The 20,062-nt window shown below is 37.9% G+C and carries 18 protein-coding genes and 1 pseudogene; 3 read left to right on the top strand and 16 right to left on the bottom strand.

What is annotated here, in order from left to right; genetic code table 11:
- Positions 1-1,936 (bottom strand): annotated as a pseudogene (locus ACFIL7_RS00720) (hemagglutinin repeat-containing protein); the annotation flags it as partial.
- On the opposite strand from ACFIL7_RS00720, the gene ACFIL7_RS00715 reads away from it, so the two are divergent.
- Entirely contained in the window at positions 1,936-2,166 is a 231-nt protein-coding gene (locus tag ACFIL7_RS00715; protein WP_375643050.1) for a hypothetical protein, read from the top strand. The pseudogene ACFIL7_RS00720 and the gene ACFIL7_RS00715 overlap by 1 nt on opposite strands.
- Before the next feature lie 409 nt (positions 2,167-2,575).
- Here ACFIL7_RS00715 and ACFIL7_RS00710 read toward each other — a convergent pair whose 3' ends face one another.
- The 3 genes from ACFIL7_RS00710 to ACFIL7_RS00700 form a co-directional block, all read right to left on the bottom strand.
- The gene (locus ACFIL7_RS00710) at positions 2,576-3,457 is read right to left on the bottom strand and encodes an outer membrane protein (RefSeq protein ID WP_375634018.1); all 882 of its coding nucleotides are present in this window, start codon (positions 3,455-3,457) and stop codon (positions 2,576-2,578) included.
- 182 nt (positions 3,458-3,639) lie between these two features.
- Complete coding sequence (locus ACFIL7_RS00705) at positions 3,640-3,771, bottom strand: hypothetical protein (protein WP_375661221.1); 132 nt, start codon at positions 3,769-3,771, stop codon at positions 3,640-3,642.
- A gap of 84 nt (positions 3,772-3,855) precedes the next feature.
- Complete coding sequence (locus ACFIL7_RS00700) at positions 3,856-4,326, bottom strand: porin (protein WP_375643056.1); 471 nt, start codon at positions 4,324-4,326, stop codon at positions 3,856-3,858.
- A 32-nt stretch (positions 4,327-4,358) separates the two neighbouring features.
- Here ACFIL7_RS00700 and ACFIL7_RS00695 point away from each other — a divergent pair, with 32 nt between their 5' ends.
- Positions 4,359-4,529, top strand: a complete 171-nt coding sequence (locus ACFIL7_RS00695; RefSeq protein WP_375634572.1) for a hypothetical protein — start codon at positions 4,359-4,361, stop codon at positions 4,527-4,529.
- Positions 4,530-4,818: 289 nt separating this feature from the next.
- Here ACFIL7_RS00695 and ACFIL7_RS00690 read toward each other — a convergent pair whose 3' ends face one another.
- The 3 genes from ACFIL7_RS00690 to ACFIL7_RS00680 all read right to left on the bottom strand — a co-directional run bounded on the left by ACFIL7_RS00690 (position 4,819) and on the right by ACFIL7_RS00680 (position 8,562).
- Positions 4,819-5,655, bottom strand: a complete 837-nt coding sequence (locus ACFIL7_RS00690) for an outer membrane protein (protein WP_375634573.1) — start codon at positions 5,653-5,655, stop codon at positions 4,819-4,821.
- 334 nt (positions 5,656-5,989) lie between these two features.
- Positions 5,990-6,823: an outer membrane protein gene (locus tag ACFIL7_RS00685; protein WP_375634574.1), complete on the bottom strand. Its 834-nt coding sequence runs from the start codon at positions 6,821-6,823 to the stop codon at positions 5,990-5,992.
- A gap of 1,358 nt (positions 6,824-8,181) precedes the next feature.
- Positions 8,182-8,562, bottom strand: coding sequence for a hypothetical protein (locus tag ACFIL7_RS00680; protein WP_375643060.1), 381 nt, complete (start codon positions 8,560-8,562; stop codon positions 8,182-8,184).
- 932 nt (positions 8,563-9,494) lie between these two features.
- Here ACFIL7_RS00680 and ACFIL7_RS00675 point away from each other — a divergent pair.
- A complete protein-coding gene (locus ACFIL7_RS00675) occupies positions 9,495-9,623 on the top strand; it encodes a hypothetical protein (RefSeq protein WP_375683236.1) in 129 nt (42 codons plus the stop codon).
- 72 nt (positions 9,624-9,695) lie between these two features.
- On the opposite strand, the gene ACFIL7_RS00670 is transcribed toward ACFIL7_RS00675, so the two are convergent.
- The 9 genes from ACFIL7_RS00670 to pstC all read right to left on the bottom strand — a co-directional run bounded on the left by ACFIL7_RS00670 (position 9,696) and on the right by pstC (position 20,042).
- Positions 9,696-10,316: a ribonuclease D gene (locus ACFIL7_RS00670; protein ID WP_375618019.1), complete on the bottom strand. Its 621-nt coding sequence runs from the start codon at positions 10,314-10,316 to the stop codon at positions 9,696-9,698.
- Positions 10,309-11,703 (bottom strand): M20/M25/M40 family metallo-hydrolase, encoded by a 1,395-nt coding sequence (locus ACFIL7_RS00665; RefSeq protein ID WP_375611787.1) that lies wholly within the window; start codon positions 11,701-11,703, stop codon positions 10,309-10,311. The genes ACFIL7_RS00670 and ACFIL7_RS00665 overlap by 8 nt, the downstream gene beginning before the upstream one ends.
- A gap of 83 nt (positions 11,704-11,786) precedes the next feature.
- Positions 11,787-12,662, bottom strand: coding sequence for a bifunctional DNA-formamidopyrimidine glycosylase/DNA-(apurinic or apyrimidinic site) lyase (gene mutM / locus ACFIL7_RS00660; RefSeq protein WP_375634008.1), 876 nt, complete (start codon positions 12,660-12,662; stop codon positions 11,787-11,789).
- 273 nt (positions 12,663-12,935) lie between these two features.
- Positions 12,936-14,183 carry an aminopeptidase gene (locus ACFIL7_RS00655; protein WP_375634575.1) on the bottom strand — a complete coding sequence of 416 codons (1,248 nt, stop codon included), beginning with the start codon at positions 14,181-14,183 and terminating at the stop codon, positions 12,936-12,938.
- Positions 14,184-14,360: 177 nt separating this feature from the next.
- Positions 14,361-15,194 (bottom strand): cell wall hydrolase, encoded by an 834-nt coding sequence (locus ACFIL7_RS00650; protein WP_375634576.1) that lies wholly within the window; start codon positions 15,192-15,194, stop codon positions 14,361-14,363.
- Between the two features lie 547 nt (positions 15,195-15,741).
- A complete protein-coding gene (phoU, locus tag ACFIL7_RS00645) occupies positions 15,742-16,464 on the bottom strand; it encodes a phosphate signaling complex protein PhoU (RefSeq protein ID WP_375634577.1) in 723 nt (240 codons plus the stop codon).
- 21 nt (positions 16,465-16,485) lie between these two features.
- Positions 16,486-17,244, bottom strand: coding sequence for a phosphate ABC transporter ATP-binding protein PstB (pstB, locus tag ACFIL7_RS00640; RefSeq protein ID WP_375611792.1), 759 nt, complete (start codon positions 17,242-17,244; stop codon positions 16,486-16,488).
- Between the two features lie 51 nt (positions 17,245-17,295).
- Complete coding sequence (gene pstA / locus ACFIL7_RS00635) at positions 17,296-18,585, bottom strand: phosphate ABC transporter permease PstA (protein WP_375634578.1); 1,290 nt, start codon at positions 18,583-18,585, stop codon at positions 17,296-17,298.
- On the bottom strand, positions 18,582-20,042 hold the full coding sequence (gene pstC / locus ACFIL7_RS00630; protein WP_375634579.1) for a phosphate ABC transporter permease subunit PstC: 1,461 nt from the start codon (positions 20,040-20,042) through the stop codon (positions 18,582-18,584). Before pstC ends, pstA begins: the two co-directional genes overlap by 4 nt.
- Positions 20,043-20,062: the final 20 nt, after the last annotated feature.

Raw genomic sequence — 20,062 nt, 5'->3', positions numbered from 1 at the left:
TCACCGCTGTGGAGACTTGAGAAGAGGCTTCTGTTTTCTCAGTTTTAAAGCCCACGGTTACACTGCCAGATGCGCCAGCCAGATTGGCAAGAGCATCCTTGGTGGAGCCCCCCATCCCTCCTAATGAGCTACTCAGTCCTTTGGTTATGTTCCCCTTTTCCCCCGTATTGCCAGTCAGCCAATTAACAAAGGTTTTGCCTTTACTATAAAGATGACTGATTTTCATGCCAGTCAGTATGCCATTAATAACTGTATTGTTACCATCCTTATTATTCATGTGATCTGCGGCATCTTTTAGTCCTTGTACCGTGCCAAGGACACCGATATCAACGGAAGTTGTCACACCAGCAAAAGACTTTTCATGCTTTTCTTTTGCGTTAGAGGTATCATAGCTTTCTGATAGGGTGATATTATTGCCGGCATCAATGTTGACATCACGATCCGCCGAAACAATGGCTGCTTGTAAATTCACATCATTGTCAGCAGTAATCTGCACATCTTGGCGTGCCGTGATGTGTGATTGTGTGGAAGTGGTTTCCCATTGATCGCCCGTATCTTTAGCGCTTGCAATTCCAACACCCACGGAAGCACCGCTGTTGCTCTTTTCAAACTGAATGCCAAAGCCTGTACGTTCTTCCTTTGAGCTTGAGGAATGGCTATTATGACCAACAAGCACATTCACATCATGCGCTGCCGAAAGGTTAATATTCTCACCTGCAAGATCAGAGCCAACAATTTTCACATCTTTTTTCTTGGCAGTGATGTTGATATTGCCATCCGCATTGAGAGAAGAACCTTGATGCTCAAAACTCTCTTCATTTTCTGTCTTTCCCTCACTCCCGTATATTGACACAAAGTTCTTGCCTGATCCCACACCAAAACCTGTTTCATGCTCCTCTGAATGGCTTTTATGGTGATCTTGCATGCCATCAATCGTCACATTTTCTCCGCTCACATTGATATCTTGACCGGAAAGAAGATGAGAAGCAGAAATCTTGGCTTCTCCTTGTGCGTCTAACACGATGTTTCCCGTCGCCCCAAGGATAGAGGAGACCGTTGTGGTATGCGATTGAGATGTATCGGACGATTTCTCATGCAAAAAGCCACTTGATGACGATTGTGCTTGCTGATCCAACTGTTCTTGGGCGCCTTTGATAGTAATCTTTCCCCCAGAGTGAATGGTAATATCCGCTTGTTTCTGTTCTCCTGGTGCTTTCTCTCCTGACGTTTCCTCTGCCTTACCGGCTACGAGCGTCGAGGCTACAACTTCCGTGTTGTTTCCGGAATCAATGGCAATGCCTTCACCCCCTGTTATGCTTGACCCCACAACTTGGCGCACATCCATCTTGTTATGCTCAGATTTACTGCTACTAAACACCCCACCGTCTTTATGGTACGACATCTCATACTGTAAGCTATCCTCTGCATTATTGATCAGGACATCGTTGCTGGCTTTCAGCCCTACCTTGCCATCAGCCGCAATGGAACTGCCTGTGATGCTAAGATCATGTGGTTTGCCATCCTGCCCTGCAATGACAGTGGTGTCACCTCCCGATTTTATCGAAGAGCCAACGGCATGAGAGGCTTGCATATCCACTTTCGTGTTTTTGGTGCGAAGATGATACTCCATCTCATCGTTTCTCACCCCTATTGTTATCTCCCCTTGGGCACCAAGACCAACATTGCCCTTGGCATCTATATCGGAAGCAGCAATATGGATATCTTTTCCAGAGAGAACAGTGGTCTCTTTTCCAGAACTTAAATGAGAGCCATTGTGTAAAGCAACATGAGATGTTTCACTCCCATTCTGATTGTCCATGCTGTTGCGTGTAGCATCAATCGAAACATTCCTCTCAGCTTGTAAGGAAAGATTATCCGTTGCTTGAACATCAGAGCCTAGAATATTCAAATCTTGTCCAGAGAGAAGTGGGCTTGATGTACTTTGAAAAATATTTTTTTAAACAAATGTGTGAATACACAACAACAAGTGTATTCCGTTTAGGGCGTTCTGTTTTGCATGAGGAGTATGATCCCATTAAAAAATGCAATAAACAAAAATGTAAGACAATGCATCATCTTCATTTTCATTATTTAAAAGACATTACTCTAAATGCTTTTGAAAACCGTAAAGCTAAATTAAAAGAAGATGATAAAGTTGGAAACTAGTTTTTCTTTTTGTAACTTTATATTCTTCTCCAATGAGGCTGTATTCCCGTTTCAGAACTTACTCCAACAGATATACGCAATACGCTCGCTCTAATCTGGCATATAAAAGTAAACTAAAGTTCATCACTGATTATGATCTTGTCCTATTTCTGAGATTAATTAAATACTTTTCACTTAAGCGTAAAATGATAGCCGTAATATAAGATTTTATGTAATAAGTAGTTATAAAATCGATGCATACTACTAATTCGCCTTTTATAATATAAAACTTTTTTTAAGCCTTATAATACAAAATGATACCAATAAAAATTAAGGGATTAAGAGAGATAAAATAGAGAGCTAATAAAATAAAGGCCCCGTTAAACGAGGCCTTAGTATTTTTTGTGCTGATAATTTCATTTTTTCGAAATTAGAATTTGTAAGCGACACCTACACGGAAGTCATTGGTTTTGTAGTTGAATTCACGTGTATCGTTTGCGAATTTCTTTTTACCAAAATCGGAGTAACGGTATTCTGCACGTAAAAGAACGTTGTCTGTCATTGCAAAGTCAACACCGCCACCAATAGTGAAACCAACCATTGTCTTCGTGTCATCAGCCCAAGTACCACCAGTCAAATCTACATTTTGCTTAACTGGTGGGTTTTCCACCACATCAGCATTCTGCTCAACCTTAGCTCTCTCTCCTTTTCCTGTAACTGATTGAATGCCCTGTACCTGCGCATAGGCAATACCACCAGCAACATAAGGCATAATACGGTCAACAGCAGCAAAACCGATACGAACGCGTGTAGCACCAGACCATTTTTCTTTGTAGCTGTGCTTTTCCGTTACCTTGTCACCTATTTCAAACCGTTGCTGATCTTTTAATTCAACCTTAGCTTTTTCAAGGGCATTATTAAAATCTGCTGCATTTTTTTCAGTAAGAGTCAATTCACGGGCTGTTTTTGATTCTTCACGGTCTGCCCAAACTGCATCGGTTTCAACACCGAGAATGAGACCATTTCCAAGGTCTACGTTAGATCCGGCATAAATCCCACCCATGAAACCAGAAGGACTAGGTGTATTATCTTTTTTGAAAAGTTCTTCATCTTCTCCTGGAATAGTTACTTTAGTTTTACTCGAAAAGTTACCAACTTGACCACCAAGATAAAAACCTGTCCAAGAAAACGAAGGGGCTGCTGCGATAACTGCTGGGGCTGTTTCACGAGGGATGATAACATCAGCAGCTTGTGCTGCAGAAGCTGAAATTAAAGCGGCAATAGAAGTTGCTATTAAAGATTTTGTATTCATAATTTTGCTCCTAAATTAACTATCAAACGACCTTACAAGATTACAGATAGAAAAGCTGTAGTAAAAATATCACAATCATACAAATAAAACCCCAGAAAACAGCGGTTTTTTAAAAGTCAATATCTTTTGGAAATTTAATTTTTTATTAATACTTTTTATTCATAATTGCACTTTTGATGAAATTAGAACTTGTAAGCGATACTTATACGAAAGTCATTGCTTTTGTAGACTAGTTTAAGATAATCCTTTTTAAATTCCTTCTTAGCAAAGTCTAAGTAACAGTATTCCGCACGAAGCAGAATATGATCTGTCATCGCGAAATCTATACCACCACCAAGGATAAAACCCTCCATCGTTTTTGTTTTATCAAATACTGTAGCAGAAACTCTTTACTTGGCTTACCCATTTTCCCAACTTTTTTGTTCCTGAAACTTTACCAACACCTTGTATTTGCGCATAAGCAATACCACCAGCCACATAAGGCATAATGCTGTCAGCGACAGAAAAACCAACACGAACCCGTGTTGCACCAGACCATTTTCTTTGAAACCAATGCGATACACTGCTGTGTCACCCTTTTGAAACTTTTCATTTTCATCCAATGTGACACCAGCATCTTTAAATTTATCATTAAAATCATCAATCACAAGAATCTTTGAGACCGTCTTCGTCTCTCCTCGGTCTGCCCAGACTGCATCGGTTTCAACACCTAGAATGAGAACATTTCCAAGATCTACGTTGGAACCTAAATAAATACCACCGATGAAACCGGAAGGCATAAGTAGTGCATCTTTATCTAAAGTTTTTTCTTTTGTCTCAAAATCAAATACATAAACTTTGACTTGAAAAGTTGCCAACTTAACTACCAAGATAAAAACCTGTCTAAGAAAACGAAAGAGCTGTGATAACTGTTGGAGCTGTTTTACGAGGAATGACAATATCAGCAGCTTGTGCCGCAGAAGCTGTAGTTATAGCGATAACAAAAGTTGTTACTAAAGATTTTATATTCGTAAACTTTGCTCCTCATTTATTTACGAGCACAGTATTATACGACTACAAAAAAACGCTGTAGTAAAATGATACAATTATAGGAAACGAAAGCTGACGCAAGATAAAGTCATTTCATAACTTCACGTTTCATAAAAATTTTCATAAGAAATTGTAAGTTACAAGTATGTGTAAATTATTGATTTTATGGCATAATTGTTATCTGTCATTTATAAAAATCTTTTTAAGAAAATCTAAATAATATTTTTTACTCCCCTAATAAATATAGGGTATGTGATAATATAACAACAGAAAAGAATAGAGGCCCTGTCTTTGACAGAGCCTCTTGGAAGTTTATTTCGTTTTTTACGAAATTAGAATTTGTATGCAACGCCAACACGGAAATCATTGACTCTGTATTGAAGTTCAGCTGTGTCTTTAAAGTATTTCTTTTTACCATAGTCTGAGTAACGGTATTCTGCACGTAACAGAACATTGTCTGTCATTGCGAAGTCAACACCAGCACCAAGGGTGAAACCAACAAGGGTCTTTGTTTCATCATATACGTTACCAGAAGCAATAACCTTATTAGCATCCTTACCAGCATTAGCATCTTTTTTCACTTCAAGTGCGGAAATGCCCTGCATCTGCGTATAAGCAACACCACCAGCGATATAAGGCATGATACGATCAGTAGCAAAACCTATGCGAACGCGTGTAGCTCCAGACCACTTTTCTTTCATAGTAATACTTTCTTTGTACTCATCTAGGGCTGCAACTTCTAGACCATCGTTCTTTTTGATCTTAGCATCATTGAGGAGTTTATTAATTTCCTCAAGACTTTTACCAGTTGCCTGTCCAACAACCATTGTTATACCATCAATTGTGTCTTTTTTACCAATAAAAGAGACATCTGTATCCAAGCCGAAGATCACACCATTGCCGAGATCAACATTGTAACCTGTGTATAGGCCACCGAGCATACCGGAAAGCTTAAGATCGTGCCAACCTAAAGTGCTAGAACCTTTGTCAGATTTCATTGAACGACCACCAATCTGAGCACCAAGATAAAAACCTGTCCAAGAATAGGCAGGGGCTGCTGTGATGACTGCTGGGGCTGTTTCACGAGGGATAACAACATCAGCAGCTTGTGCTGCAGAAGCTGCCGCTATAGCGATAACAGAAGTTGTTACTAAAGATTTTATATTCATAAACTTTGCTCCTAATTTATTTATGAGCACAGTGCTACAAGATTACAGAAAGAAAAGCTGTAGTAAAAATGATACAGTCACAGAAAATGGAGGGCACATCCCAGACAAAATCGCTTCATAGCTTGATTTTGTACGAGAAACCTAAAGATATATATATAAATAACTTATTGATTTTTAAATATAATTCTTGTTTATTGTCTATGATTTTTTTAAGAAAACCTGAATAATATCTTTTCATATCCACAATAAATTATGTATTGTGTGATAATATAGCAACAGAAAATAACAGAGGCGCTGTTAAAGACGGCGCCTCTGTTATTTAACTTATCATCTGTTAAAATTTGTAAGCAACACCAACTCGGAAATCATTGGTTTTGTAAGATGTCTCATATTTATCATTTGAGAATTTCTTTTTCCCAAAATCAGAGTAACGATATTCCGCACGGACAATAACGTTATTGGTCATTGCTAAATCAACACCAGCACCCAGAGTGTAACCAACAAGGGTCTTTGTTTCATCAGACAAGGTACCAGAAGCTATTACTTTGTCTGAATCTTTGCCTGTTATTGAAATCAATGCAGTATCTTGAAGCTGGGTATAAGCGATACCACCAGCAACATAAGGCATAATGCGTTCAGCTGCAAAACCAATACGTACACGTGTCGCACCAGCCCACTTTTCTTTAAAAGTGAAACTGTGGGTTCGTTTAGCACCAGGTTCAAGCGCATCTTTACCAATATTAATTCCAGATTCTGTTAATATCTTCTTAATATAATTTATGTGATTTGGAAGAATAACATATGTGTTTCCTGTCTTCGTATCATCTTTATTAGACCACATGATATCTGTATCAACACCTAGAATAAGGCCATTACCAAGATCAACGTTGGAACCTGCATAAAGACCACCCATGAAACCAGATAGTTTAGGCAAAAGGTCATCAGGTACTGGAATCTTTTTTCCATTACTGAGAATATCCATTTTCGTTTTACCCGAAAAACCACCAATCTGGCCCCCAACATAAAAACCTGTCCAAGAAAAAGTTGGAGCAACAATAACGGGAGCAACAGGTGTTGGACTTGGGGGAACAATAACATCTGCTGCTTGTGCTGCTGAAGCTGAAACAAAAGCGAAAGCAGAAGCTGTTATTAACCATTTCATATTCATATTTTCTCTCCATAGCTGAATATTTATTTGAACACACCATTTCATATAGAGCCCCATCTTCAGATATCTGTAGCAAAAATGATACACTTATAAAAAAAACAAAAAGCCAATCAAAGTACCCTTAATTGCTTGATCTGTAATAAATGAGAATAAAACTATGCCCATGCACAAATGATCTCTTTTTCTCACATTTGCTCTCCTTTATAAATTTTGTAAAAAAACTGCGTCACAATACCCTCCGTGTAAAGCGTGTGCTATTGGAATGAAAATACAATATATTGATTTATAATGAAAAAATATTTTTTATATTAATTCGTCTGCAATATTGAAGATGTTCTTATCTTAAGCCTTTTTATATTAAAGAAACCAAAACCATCCCCCTGCACCTCACAAACGAGCAAGTGTGTGAATAGCTCTTTGATTGTTTTTTCTTCATTGTAAAGAATGCTTATACCGCATAAAACAAGATCTCCACTACCCCATGGACTGCAACAAGATTACATGCAATTTCATTACACTTGCTCTTTGTTTTTAATTTAGGCATTTATGCCTTTTTGACATACTTACCATTTTTTTCTTCTCTCAACCTTATAGTAAATCTTTTCAGAGCTTCAGCCTTATTTGTAGGATATCATTTCATACTCCTTTACAAGACTAAATTGAAAAAAATGCCTAAAGACAGACAACCGGTATGATAAACATTAAAACTTATATAGAAATCTCCTTAAAGCTGAAAAAACGAGAAATCTTTCTTAAAGTTTTCACACCACACCTTGCTTTAAAAATCATGAATTTGGCAGAAAAAATATCTGATATTTTGAATCATAGACAAATGAATATTTTATAAACTGTAGTCGAAGCATACCATCAAAGATCAAAAGTTTAACATTTTTGTTGCTTCACTCGATTTTGATGAAGTATCCTCTCAGATCCTCTCTGCAAACAGCTTAGTTTCTTGTCAAAAGGATTTTTCTTAACTCCTTACTTATGTGATTCACTTAACTAAAGGCTCTCTGGACAAGCCCTACTCTAAAAACACTTATCAAGGAGTTTTATATGCGCTGTATAGTCACGCTTAAATGACAGTATTTACAGTATAACAGCGTAACCCAAAATCGGGAGGTTATATTTATCCAAACCCATGAATTTTGTAACGAGCGATTGCCATTATACAGAGTATTCTTGCACCGAAATCCACCTCCCCATATCTTTTCCAAATAGTACTCTTCACCCCCTCCGTACACAATTATAATACCCTTTGCGAACAACTGCTCCTCCACTTTTCAAATGATAAAAAATATCTCCTCTCTTCAATTCCCGATCATACGTTAGACCTCTTGATGTTGTTTTCTTACTTTTTAATAACTCATTGGACTTCGTCTAAATAAATGTGGTCGTCTTCCTTTCCTTAATCCTTTTTTAGGCTTTTGAAATCTTTTTTTACCAGAATATGATACAGGTACTAACTCAGCTTCTGTTATGCATTGGTTGTTATGCGTGCAAGAAAGTTCCATTTGAACAACTTCAGAGAAGATCTTGCTCAACTGTTCACTAGAAAAAAGATCTCTAGGAGGAACAAGAGAAGGTATACCCTCTATTAACTTTTGAGAAGACAAGAAAGAAGCACCCTGAGCTACAGAGATTGAAGCAAACGTAGCAAAAGCCGTAATAAAATATTTTATGTTCATAAATTTAACCTCGTATAAATATCCATAATGGATTTTATCTAGTGTCTTCATTGCAAATTTCCAGAAAAAATAGCATGTTTATAGATAAAAAGTGAGAATCCTCAAAAAACAAGGCTTTGAAGCATTTTAATTTTAAAATAAATGCAAATTGCCCCACTTTACAAACATAGAAATCACTTGTTTGGCAATGCATAAAAGCACAAAATATCGTCTGGGGAGAATAAACTACACAAATGTCATATCAACATATTGATTTATAAATCCCCCCTATTGAATGAGCGCTCTCAGTATCATAAGATTATCTTATTTTAAATTCGCTCATTATACATTAAGCAAAATTATTCGCTTACATGTCATAAATGAGGTTGATATATGGATAAGACTCTTGAAAAAAGGAGTTTTATCTTATAAAGTCATTTAAACGCAAAAGTTACTATAACATTTTAACTTGGTAAAAGCATATTCCTTGCTAACTTGTTTCTAGGTCACTTTCTAGGTGTCGTTCTTTGCATTGTTCAGTATAATCGTGGTTATCTTTATATATTAATCATATAATATATTGATTTATAATGATAATATAGCGTTATCCATATTAAATTAGAACTCCGAATACCATAAAACCCTTTCATTCCAAATCTTCCTCATGTTGAATCAACCAAAACCATTTGTTTGTACATTACAAGTGGGGAAGCCTATGTGGAGTGAAACTGTACAATAAAGGACTAAAAATGCCTTTTATGAAACGTCTCCAGTGCCAAGGGTTGTCGCAAAATTGGGTGTTGGCAAAATGTGTGATAGTAGCGGCTTGTTAACTCTATAAGCGTAAGATGGTAGTGTTCAATAGATTTTATATTGGTATTGGAGGCTTTATCGTTATATCTTTTATGAGCACCGCCGTAAAATGAACTTGGGTGTCTGTTTCTTTACAAAAAGTACATGAATTAGCAACACAAATATATTCCGTTTAGGGCGTTCTGTTTTACATGAAGAACGTAAATCCATTAAAAAAGCATGAGGCAATGCGTAATCTCTATTATTTAACAGACATCGCTTTAAATACTTTTAAAAGTCGTAAAGCAGAATTAAAAATGATGGTAAAGATGAGAGGATAAAATGCCCATAATGTACAAGCATTTTGTCCTCTCACATCAATAATTAACTCCATTTAAAAGCCAATTTTAAAGTTAGCTATGCGCAAAAATATCAACTTCCGCCCATCCTAAAAGATCAAGCCTAGCTCTCATAGGCAAAAATTGAAAGCATGCCTTGGCAACATTTTCTCGCTCTTCACGTCTTAAACGTTCTTCAAATATAACCTTTAAACGATGCAAATATAACACATCCGACGCAGCATATTCAATTTGTGCCTGTGATAACGTTTCTGCCGCCCAATCCGAAGATTGTTGCTGTTTAGAAATATTCACATTCAGCAATTCATTACAAATTTCTTTCAAGCCATGACGATCCGTATAAGTGCGCGTGAGTTTCGAAGCAATCTTTGTACAAAAAATAGCCTCTGGCATAACACCAAATGTATGTGCTAAAATAGCAAGATCAAAACGCCCAAAATGGAATATTTTTACGACTGCTTTATCTTCAAGAAGCTTGACCAAATTAGGTGCATTCTTTTGTCCTTTAGCAATCTGTATAATATCAGCAGTACCATCTCCAGAAGAAAGCTGAACAACGCATAAACGATCACGATGGGGTTGTAATCCTAAAGTTTCAGTATCAATCGCAACAGCATCAGTTTGATAATTATCTAAGTTTGGTAAATCACCTTGATGAACGCGAATCTCAGCCATTTACCCTCCTACTTGCTAAAGCAGCAAGAATACGCGCCCAAGACCGCTGCCCCTTATGAAACGATTTTAAATTATACTTTTCATTAGGAGAATGAATACGGTCATCAGCCAGTCCAAAACCAACCAAAAGAGTTTCCATACCAAGAATTGACCGAAAATCTGCTACAATTGGGATCGAGCCCCCCATGGCTGTCAAGACAGCAGGCACTTCCCACTCTTGTGATAAGGCATCCTTCGCCTCCTTGATAAAAGATGAATCATCAGAAATCTGAAGTGCCGGAGAAGAACCGTGATTCTTAAATTCAACCTTACAATCAGCAGGAATTGAGCTACGTACATAATCACGCAACGCTTGGCGTATTTTCTCTGGATCTTGCTTATGCACCAAACGACACGATACTTTTGCACTCGCTTGAGAAGCAATAACTGTTTTCATCCCTTCCCCTTCATAGCCGCCACTAATACCATTAATTTCCATGGTAGGACGTGCCCATACAAGCTCTAAAATGCTCCGCCCTTTTTCACCAGCTGGAACGGAAAGTCCTATAGGACCAAGAAAATTTTCAGCAGTACAATTAAGTGCATTCCATGATTGTAAAATCTGTGGAGGTGTTTCTTCTACGCCATCATAAAAACCAGGAAGTGTTGCCCTATTATTTTCATCGTGAAGTCCTGCTAAGATTTTCGTTAAAATACGAATGGGGTTAGCTGCTACTCCTCCAAAATAACCAGAATGCAAATCACGATTCGCTGCTGTGATAATAATCTCTTCTGCCATAATTCCCCGAAGAGAAAGAGCAATAGATGGTGTATCCGCATCCCACATTGACGTGTCACAAACTAATGCATAATCTGCCTTAAGTTCATCTGTATTTGCTTTTAAAAAAGGAATAAGGGAAGGAGAAGCACATTCTTCTTCTCCCTCAAATAAAACAGTAACTTTAATAGGAAGCTGCCCTGTTTCTTTCTTAAATGCACGACATGCTTCAATAAAAGTCATCAACTGACCTTTGTCATCTGAAGCTCCACGAGCACAAATAACTTTCTCTCCATCTCTCTCTTTTAAAGAAGGTGTAAATGGATCATCCTCCCATAAACTCAATGGATCAACAGGTTGAACATCATAATGTCCGTAAAACAACACATGCAAACAATCATCTGAAGGTCCTGGATGATGCCCAACAACCATTGGATGCCCCGGCGTATCACGGCGTGAAGCCTCAAAACCGATGCTTTTTAAATCCTCTACTAACCAATCAGCTGCTTTACGACATGCATCCTTGTAAGCCGAGTCTGTAGAAATCGATTGAAAACGTAAAAGAGAAAAAAGGCGTTCAAGGCTCTTCTCTATATTTCCATCAAGATGTGTTAGTACTTTATTCAGCATAAAAAAACCTTTCAAGCCTTGTGTAATTATATTATAGATGCGATGACTTTAAGCCTCTTGTAAGATTTTGCAAGACACCTTATTCATTTTTGACATTGTGAGCAGTAAAAACTTGAACGTCCAGCCTGTAAAATGCGCATAATAGGCGCTCCACATTCCAAACATTGCTTGCCTTCTCGTCCATAAACTGAAAAAGTATGCTGAAAATAACCAAGCGAACCATCTATATGCATATAATCACGTAAAGAAGAGCCACCAGACAAAATGGCTTCAGAAATCACATTGCATATATTTTGTGCTAAAGAATCTGCAAATTCACGTGCACGTGCCGTTTTTGATGCCAATGTAAATGCACCACGTTGTGGAGACAAACGACTCCGCCAAAGTGCTTCGCAAACATAAATATTCCCAAGACCTGCAACAATAGACTGATCAAGTAAAACACCCTTGAGAGACATTTTTTTATTAACAAAAGCCTTTTGTAAATAACGACCAGAAAACGAATTACTCATAGGTTCAAGACCTAGCTTATTTAAAAGTGGATGTTCATAAAGCTTATCCGTATCGACTAAAAGCATAAACCCAAAGCGACGCACATCATTATAAATAAGACGATAAACGTCACCATTCTTTGTCTGAATCTCCATGACAAAATGATCATGTTTAACTAATTTACTTGACGCTAAACAAGCTTTTCTTAAAAAATCATTCTCTATACGCCATGAACCAGACATTCCTAAATGGCTTAAAATCGTTTCATCCTGAGAAAGATGAAATAATAAATATTTCGCACGCCGGCCAAGTTCTATAATTGTTCTGCCAATAAGGCGCTCAGAAAAAGCCTCAGGAAAAGGAAAGCGCAAATCTCTACGATTAAGTTTGACAGATACTATCTTTGCATCAGTTACAACGGACTCAAGTCCACGACGAACTGTCTCTACTTCAGGAAGCTCAGGCATTACTCTTCTTTAATAATTATACACTTTCCAATCGTATCTCTGATAAATTGACTTCTTCCCACCCCTCAAAGAACGAAGACTTCCTCTACATCTACTAAACAAATTCTTGATGAGTGGATTTTACTTGGATTCCTACTCATGTGAGTCATTTAACTAAAGGCTTTATGGCCAAACCCTGCCTTGAATATATACCACACACTCTAAAATACTTAACGTATCAATGAGGCTTACATCCCACCCCACCTCAAATGACCGTGTTTTATGGTAACAAAATTAAGCCCATTCACCCTTACGAAATACAGGAACTCTTACACCATCTTGGGTAATGCCATCTATGTCAATTTCACCAGAACCAATCATCCAGTCAATATGAATGACACTTTTATTCCCACCACGTGCTGCAATCTCTTCTGACGTCAATGATGCCCCATCTAAAAAGCATTTGGAATAACACTGCCCTAAAGCAATATGACATGCAGCATTTTCATCAAATAAGGTATTATAAAAAAGGAAGCCACTCTTAGAAATTGGTGAAGAATGGGGCACAAGGGCAACTTCGCCCAACCGGCTTGCACCCTCATCACTTTGCAAAACCTGCTGTAAAACTTCTTGGCCTGTTGATGCACGAGCCTCAACAATACGCCCTGCTTCAAAACGTACTTCAATATTATCAACCAGAGTTCCTTGATAGGAAAGGGGCTTTGTTGAGCGAACGAAACCTTCAACCTTATGAGCATGAGGAGTCGTGAAAACTTCTTCTGTCGGAATATTCGGATTGCAAATAACACCATTTTGAGCAACGGATGCACCACCATGCCATTCATGATCATCTGCCAAACCAACAGTTAAATCAGTCCCTGTCCCTGTAAAGTGTAAGGCAGAAAAACGCTGCTCATTAAGCCAAGATGATCGTTTCTTTAAATTCTCGTTATGGACAGTCCACGCCTGCACCGGATCTTCTCCTGTAACACGTGAAGCAGAAAAAATTGCATCGGCTAATTTTTTAATCGCCTCATTAAGTGGTAAAGAAGGAAACATTGCCTCAGCCCATCCTGCTGTTGGATAAGCAACAATCGACCAATTCATAGCAAAATTTGATATTTGCTTGAGTGCCGGCTGGTAAGCTATTGAAGTGGCTTTATTTAAACGTGAAACCTTATCAAAATCCTGATTGGAAAGGAGCAAAGGATTATCACCAACAATCGCTAAACGCGCTGCCCCATTTTCAAAAGCCTTTGCCATTCCCTCATAAAGCCAAGAAGGGGCACAATCAAAACTAGTTGTATGGGCATTTTCAAACCGTGTAAGCGATAACATATCATCACTAAAAATTGGTGTAATGACACCAGCACCAACCTTATAAGCATGATATGCAATACGCCGAACAAAAGGTAACGCTGAAACTGGAGCAGTTAAAACAAGATCCTGCCCCTCTTGTAAATTCAACCCCACTTTCACTGTAATTTCTGCAAGACGATTAAGCATTTCAGGCGAAATTGTCTCATGAATATCAAAGTACATTACCAATACCCTTCTTTAAATAGAATGCGTTCTTTATGTCGTCATATTATAAATTGTTTTTCAGATCCTTTGAGTTCGCTTTCTCTACGTATATTTATGCGTATAATTATCGCTAAAATTCACTTAATTCATAAACCGCAATGGGTATATCATCCTTCTTTGGTCATGAAAAACTTACTAGTTCCTGTGTCGTTTTTCTAACATTGCAACAATTGCATTTAACTGATCAGATGAAGGTAAAGCCATAATCGTTTTATTTTCCTCTTTCCTAGCTAGATGTTGAGGTGCATAGGCAGGAATAGGAACTTTATCAAGCTGTACCATAGCAAAAGGAGCAGGATGTGCCGTCTTGGACTGTGCTACTTCTGTCAAAGGAGATGTACTTTTCTCTGCCTTTACTCCCCTACTCTCTAAGCCTTCATCTATAAAGCTTGGCGCATGACCAGAACGTTCTTGAGCAAAAGCATAAGCAACATCATAAGGGCGATTATTTGTAGGAACTTGAAGTTCTCCATCACGTGATCGTTTTTCATAAAAAGCATTTCCCCCTGCAACCTGAACATAATGCATGTTTTTATACGGAAAAGACAAACCAGCGGTATGAAAAAACTTAGCGTGTTTAACTTTCTTATCTCGTTCACCCCGTAAAACGGCATCAGCCGCCTCTCTTACACGAGCAACAGATGCTTTCTCCGTCATAGGACGCGTTAAAACACCAGGAGCAAATTGCCTATATTGACCAACAACACCACAAATCGTCTTAGGATAGGCGGTTGAATTAACACGATTCATAACAACCGTTCCAACGGCAATCATTCCTTCACGGCTTGTGCGATTTGATTCAAAATACATCGCTCGCATAAGACATTGACGCTCTGTCAATGGATATGTAACCGTTTTTGTCTTATTATTATCTACTTTTCCAGCATCTAAATGACTTGAAGCACATCCCACAACAACTAACGGCGCTACACAACAGGTAACAAAAACATTCCAACGATTTTTTTTCATCTTATGCAACACATTCCTATAATCTCTGAGATATTCAAGTCTTGAAATGAGTTTTAAATGTATCTCTCAATAAAGTACATAGCTAATTGTTACCACTCAGTAAAATTTTAATACAAGAGGTAATCAAAAAGTATCTATGCAAAATAAAAAATAAAAAACTATTAATTTGCGGATCGATATTGTTATTCTTCATGGCTCAATATAGGCTATAATAACCCACACGTTTCAATTACAATAAAGTAACACTATCCACTTCTTCTACATACGAAAAAATAATACAGATATCCCCTTTAATATAAAATTTTAACAAAATGATCTGAAAGGAAATCCCCTAGAAAACTCCCCTCCTGCCACAATACGAGTGATGATATCATCCAATATACAAATATGTCAAACCAAGAGTTAACAATCTGCCATGCTTCTCTGAAAAAACTCTTTGTTGCTTCTTTGTGCTTTTCCATAGATGGTTATCTTATTCTTTCTATAGCTGCACTATAAGAGAATACTCATATATCTACAAACTGATTTTATATATATAAGAGAAATTTTAATCTATTTTATTCTCACCTACCCCAACTTTATAAGTAAGGTCATCGCGAGGACGATCAGAGGACATATGGTAACCCGTTATGATATAATGCAGCATTTCAGCAATATTAGTAACATGATCACCAATTCGTTCAATATTCTTTAAACAAAACAGTAAGTGCGTACAAACCGTAATATTGCGCATATCTTCCATCATATACGTCAAAAGTTCACGAAAAAGAGAAGTATACAAAGCATCAATCTTCTCATCACGCTCACGCACCGCGTCAACACGCTCTAATAGGCGACTCGTATAAGCATTTAAGACTTCTTTTAATTGATTGAGTGCTAAAGCTGTAATTGTTTCAAGCCCATGATAAACAGAAGCAGATTGACGTATTTCTGAAAGTGCAACAGTCCTTTTAGCAATGTTTTTTGCCATATCCCCAATCCGTTCAAGATCAGAAGAAATACGAATGGCTCCAATAATTTCACGCAAATCGACAGCCATCGGTTGGCGTTTGCAAATAATAGCAACCGCTTTTTCATCAATGTCACGTTCTGCTTCATCTAAAAACACATCATCGGCAATCACTGTCGTTGCAAGTTGAAGATCACTACACACAACCGATGCGACAGAACGTTCAATCATCCTTTCTGCATGGCTCCCCATTTCTGTAATCCTTACTCTTAAATATTTTAGTTCTGCATCATAAGAACGGACAGTATGTTTCATAGACATATCTTACACTCCTCAATTCACCTATCCAAAACGCCCCGTAATATAATCTTGCGTCCGTTGCTCTTTTGGTGAGGTAAAGATCATTTCAGTCGCACCAACTTCTACCAAATGCCCTAAATGAAACATAGCCGTATATTGAGAAACACGTGCGGCCTGTTGCATGGAATGCGTTACGATAACAATTGTATAATTTTGCCGTAACGCATCGATAAGCTCTTCAATCCGTGCTGTCGCAATGGGATCAAGAGCTGAACATGGCTCATCCATCAAAATAACTTCAGGACTAACCGCAATAGCACGTGCAATACACAAACGCTGTTGTTGTCCCCCTGATAAACTTGTTCCAAGATCATGAAGGCGGTCTTTTACTTCTTCAAACAAACCTGCCTGCCTCAAACTCTTTTCAACGACATCATGCAATTCAGAGCGTGTTTTAACTAAACCATGAATGCGTGGACCATACGCAACATTCTCAAATATAGATTTTGGAAAAGGGCTGGGCTTTTGAAAAACCATTCCAACACGAGCGCGCAATTCTACAACATCAATCCGTGTGTCATAAATATTTTCCCCATCTAAGGTAATAAGACCAGTTGTTTTAGCGCCTTCAATTGTATCATTCATACGGTTAAAACAACGCAAAAAAGTTGACTTTCCGCATCCTGATGGACCAATCAAAGCAGTTACTTGATGTTCAGGAATATCAAGTGTAATACCGTGGAGTGCTTCTTTATCTCCGTAAGAAACCTTCACATCCTGACCGCGCATTTTAATCTTCATTACAAAAATTCACCTTACAAAAATCTTATCAAAGCTGTTATTTTATTAAAATTACTGGCGGCGTTCAAATCGTCGACGTAAAAAAACCGCAGAAATATTCATGATCGCAAGAAAAATCATCAATACAATAATAGCACCTGATGTCTTTTCAACAAAAGCACGCTCTGCTTCACCCGCCCACATAAAAATTTGAACAGGCAAAGCCGTTGCTGGATCCATGGGGGTCGTAGGAATATTAACAACAAAAGCAACCATTCCAATCAAAAGCAAAGGAGCTGTTTCACCCAAAGCCTGAGCGACTCCAATAATTGTGCCTGTCAAAATGCCAGGCGCAGCTAAAGGAACAACATGATGAAAAATCATTTGTGTTTTTGATGCTCCCAACCCCAAAGCTGCTGCACGAATAGAGAGAGGAACAGCACGCAGAGCAGAACGTGTTGCAATAATGATCGTGGGAAGAGTCATGAGCGCTAAAACAAGACCACCAACAAAAGAGGCTGAACGTGGTAATCCTAAAAAATTAACAAAAAAAGAGAGTCCTAAAAGACCAAACACAATTGAAGGAACAGCTGCAAGATTATTGATATTAACCTCTATAAAATCTGTAAATTTATTTTTGCGTGCATATTCTTCTAAATAAAGAGCCGTTGCTATACCTATTGGAAGTGAAACTAATAAAACGATGCCTATCATATAAAGAGAACCAATGATCGCAACACCTAATCCCGCAGTCTCAGGACGACTTGAAGCGCCAAATGTAAAAAAACCAATATTAAATGTTTTATAAAGCGTACCATCATGCGCTAAACGCTTTATCCATTCTATTTGTCGATTAGAAACTTTACGGTTTTTTTCTGCTACACGCAAATCAATCTGTCCCTTATAAGCAGAATCAATATCCGCAGATGCCAAAACTTTAACTTTTTGCATTGTGCCAATCAGTTTTGGATTTTTTGTCACCATTTCACGCAGTTGAACACGGACACCATTCGAAAACATACGGTTAACGTCTCGAAGAGAGGCTCGATCATTTTGATTGATATTAAGTTTCTTTGCTAAAGCATTGCGTACAAGAAGTGGATAATTCGCCGTCATGAGCACTTGTGGTTTTGTTTTACGTTGACCACTTGGATCAATGATCTTTTCATCCAAATAAATCGACAATGTCATTTCACTTTGAAAAAAAGCTGTATAACCCTGACTAATGATAGACCATAAAAGCGCAAATAAAAAAAACAAACCAATAAAAATGGCAATCAAACCATAGGCACGAAAACGACGTTCAGCCCAATACCGACGATTGAGACTAATATTGCGACGAGGAAAAAAATCTTCATTCATTCATATTGTTCCCGATATTTACGCACAATATAAAGAGCTAGAATATTCATCAAAAGTGTCATAACAAAGAGCGTCATCCCTAAGGCAAAAGCCACCAGAGTTTGTGGAGAATTAAACTCAAAATCACCGGTCAATTGATTAACAATCTTAACAGTCATCGTAGTCATTGCTTCAAAAGGATTGAGTGTTAAGTTTGCTGCAACACCTGCCGCCAAAACCACAATCATTGTTTCTCCAATTGCACGCGATGCCGTCAACAAAATGGCCCCCATAATCCCTGGAAGCGCTGCTGGTATAACAACTTTTTTAATTGTTTCAGATTGCGTTGCGCCTAAACCATAAGAACCTTCACGTAAAATGCGTGGAACAGCCGTAATAACATCATCCGATAAAGAGGAAACAAAAGGTATCAACATAATTCCCATCACAACTCCAGCGGTCAAAACACTTTGTGCCATAATAAAACTAACCCCGTCTGAGAGAGAAGCAGAAAGATCACGTAAAAATGGTCCCACAACCTTCAAAGCAAAAAAGCCATAAACAATCGTTGGAATGCCAGCAAGAACTTCTAACAATGGTTTTACAATTGCTCGCAATCGCGCAGAAGCATACTCCGCCATATAAAGAGCTGAAAATAGTCCTATAGGTACAGCAAAAAGCATGGCAACAAATGCAATATAAAGCGTACCAGCAAGAAGCGGTATTAAACCAAATTGTCCTACTTCATCGCTGGAACCGCTCGCGGAAAAACGCGGATCCCAAACTGTTCCTAAAAAGAAATTTGAAAAGGATACAGACTGAAAAAAGCTTACTGTCTGAAAAAGCATAGAAAGCGCAATGGCTATTGTTGTCAAGACTGCAACAATAGATGCACAAATCAATCCAATAATAATAAAAGATTCAACCTTATTACGCGCACGTTGATGAGGCGCAATTTGCATCATTCCACAGATAAAACCAAAGGACGCAATAGCAAAAAGGAAAACATAACCTATAAATTTAAGCTTTTCAGAAGAAAATACCCACGACTGTGCTATTTTGAACACATCATCTGATGCTTCATCGGGTAAAATCAATCCCTTCGCGAGTAATTGTGCCTGCACTTCCTTATAGGAAGCGGTAGAAAGATTCCCCTCAAAACGATGAATCTTTTTGACGAGACTTCGAAGTGTCTCCCAAAGTAGATCGTGATTTACAGGCTCTGTTACATGCGCACTATACGCCCCCAGCTCTCGAGAAGCATTATATTCTAAATAAATTGTACTCCCAGCATCCCAAACAATTAAAAAAATAAAAGCTGGAATAACAGTAATCAAAAATGTCCACCAGCCATAATAATACGCACGAGAATGCATTTTATGTTGTCTGTATTCAAGAATGCATGCTCGCATATAAGAAATACAAAAGCTACAAAATCCAAAAATCAATAATAGCAAAACAATGAAGGAAATGCGCATTTTATCTTTCAGTTTTTATA

The sequence above is a fragment of the Bartonella sp. AP3QHHD genome (assembly GCF_042195765.1).
Classification (GTDB): Bacteria; Pseudomonadota; Alphaproteobacteria; order Rhizobiales; family Rhizobiaceae; genus Bartonella.
This window is presented reverse-complemented; position numbering and strand designations above follow the sequence as displayed.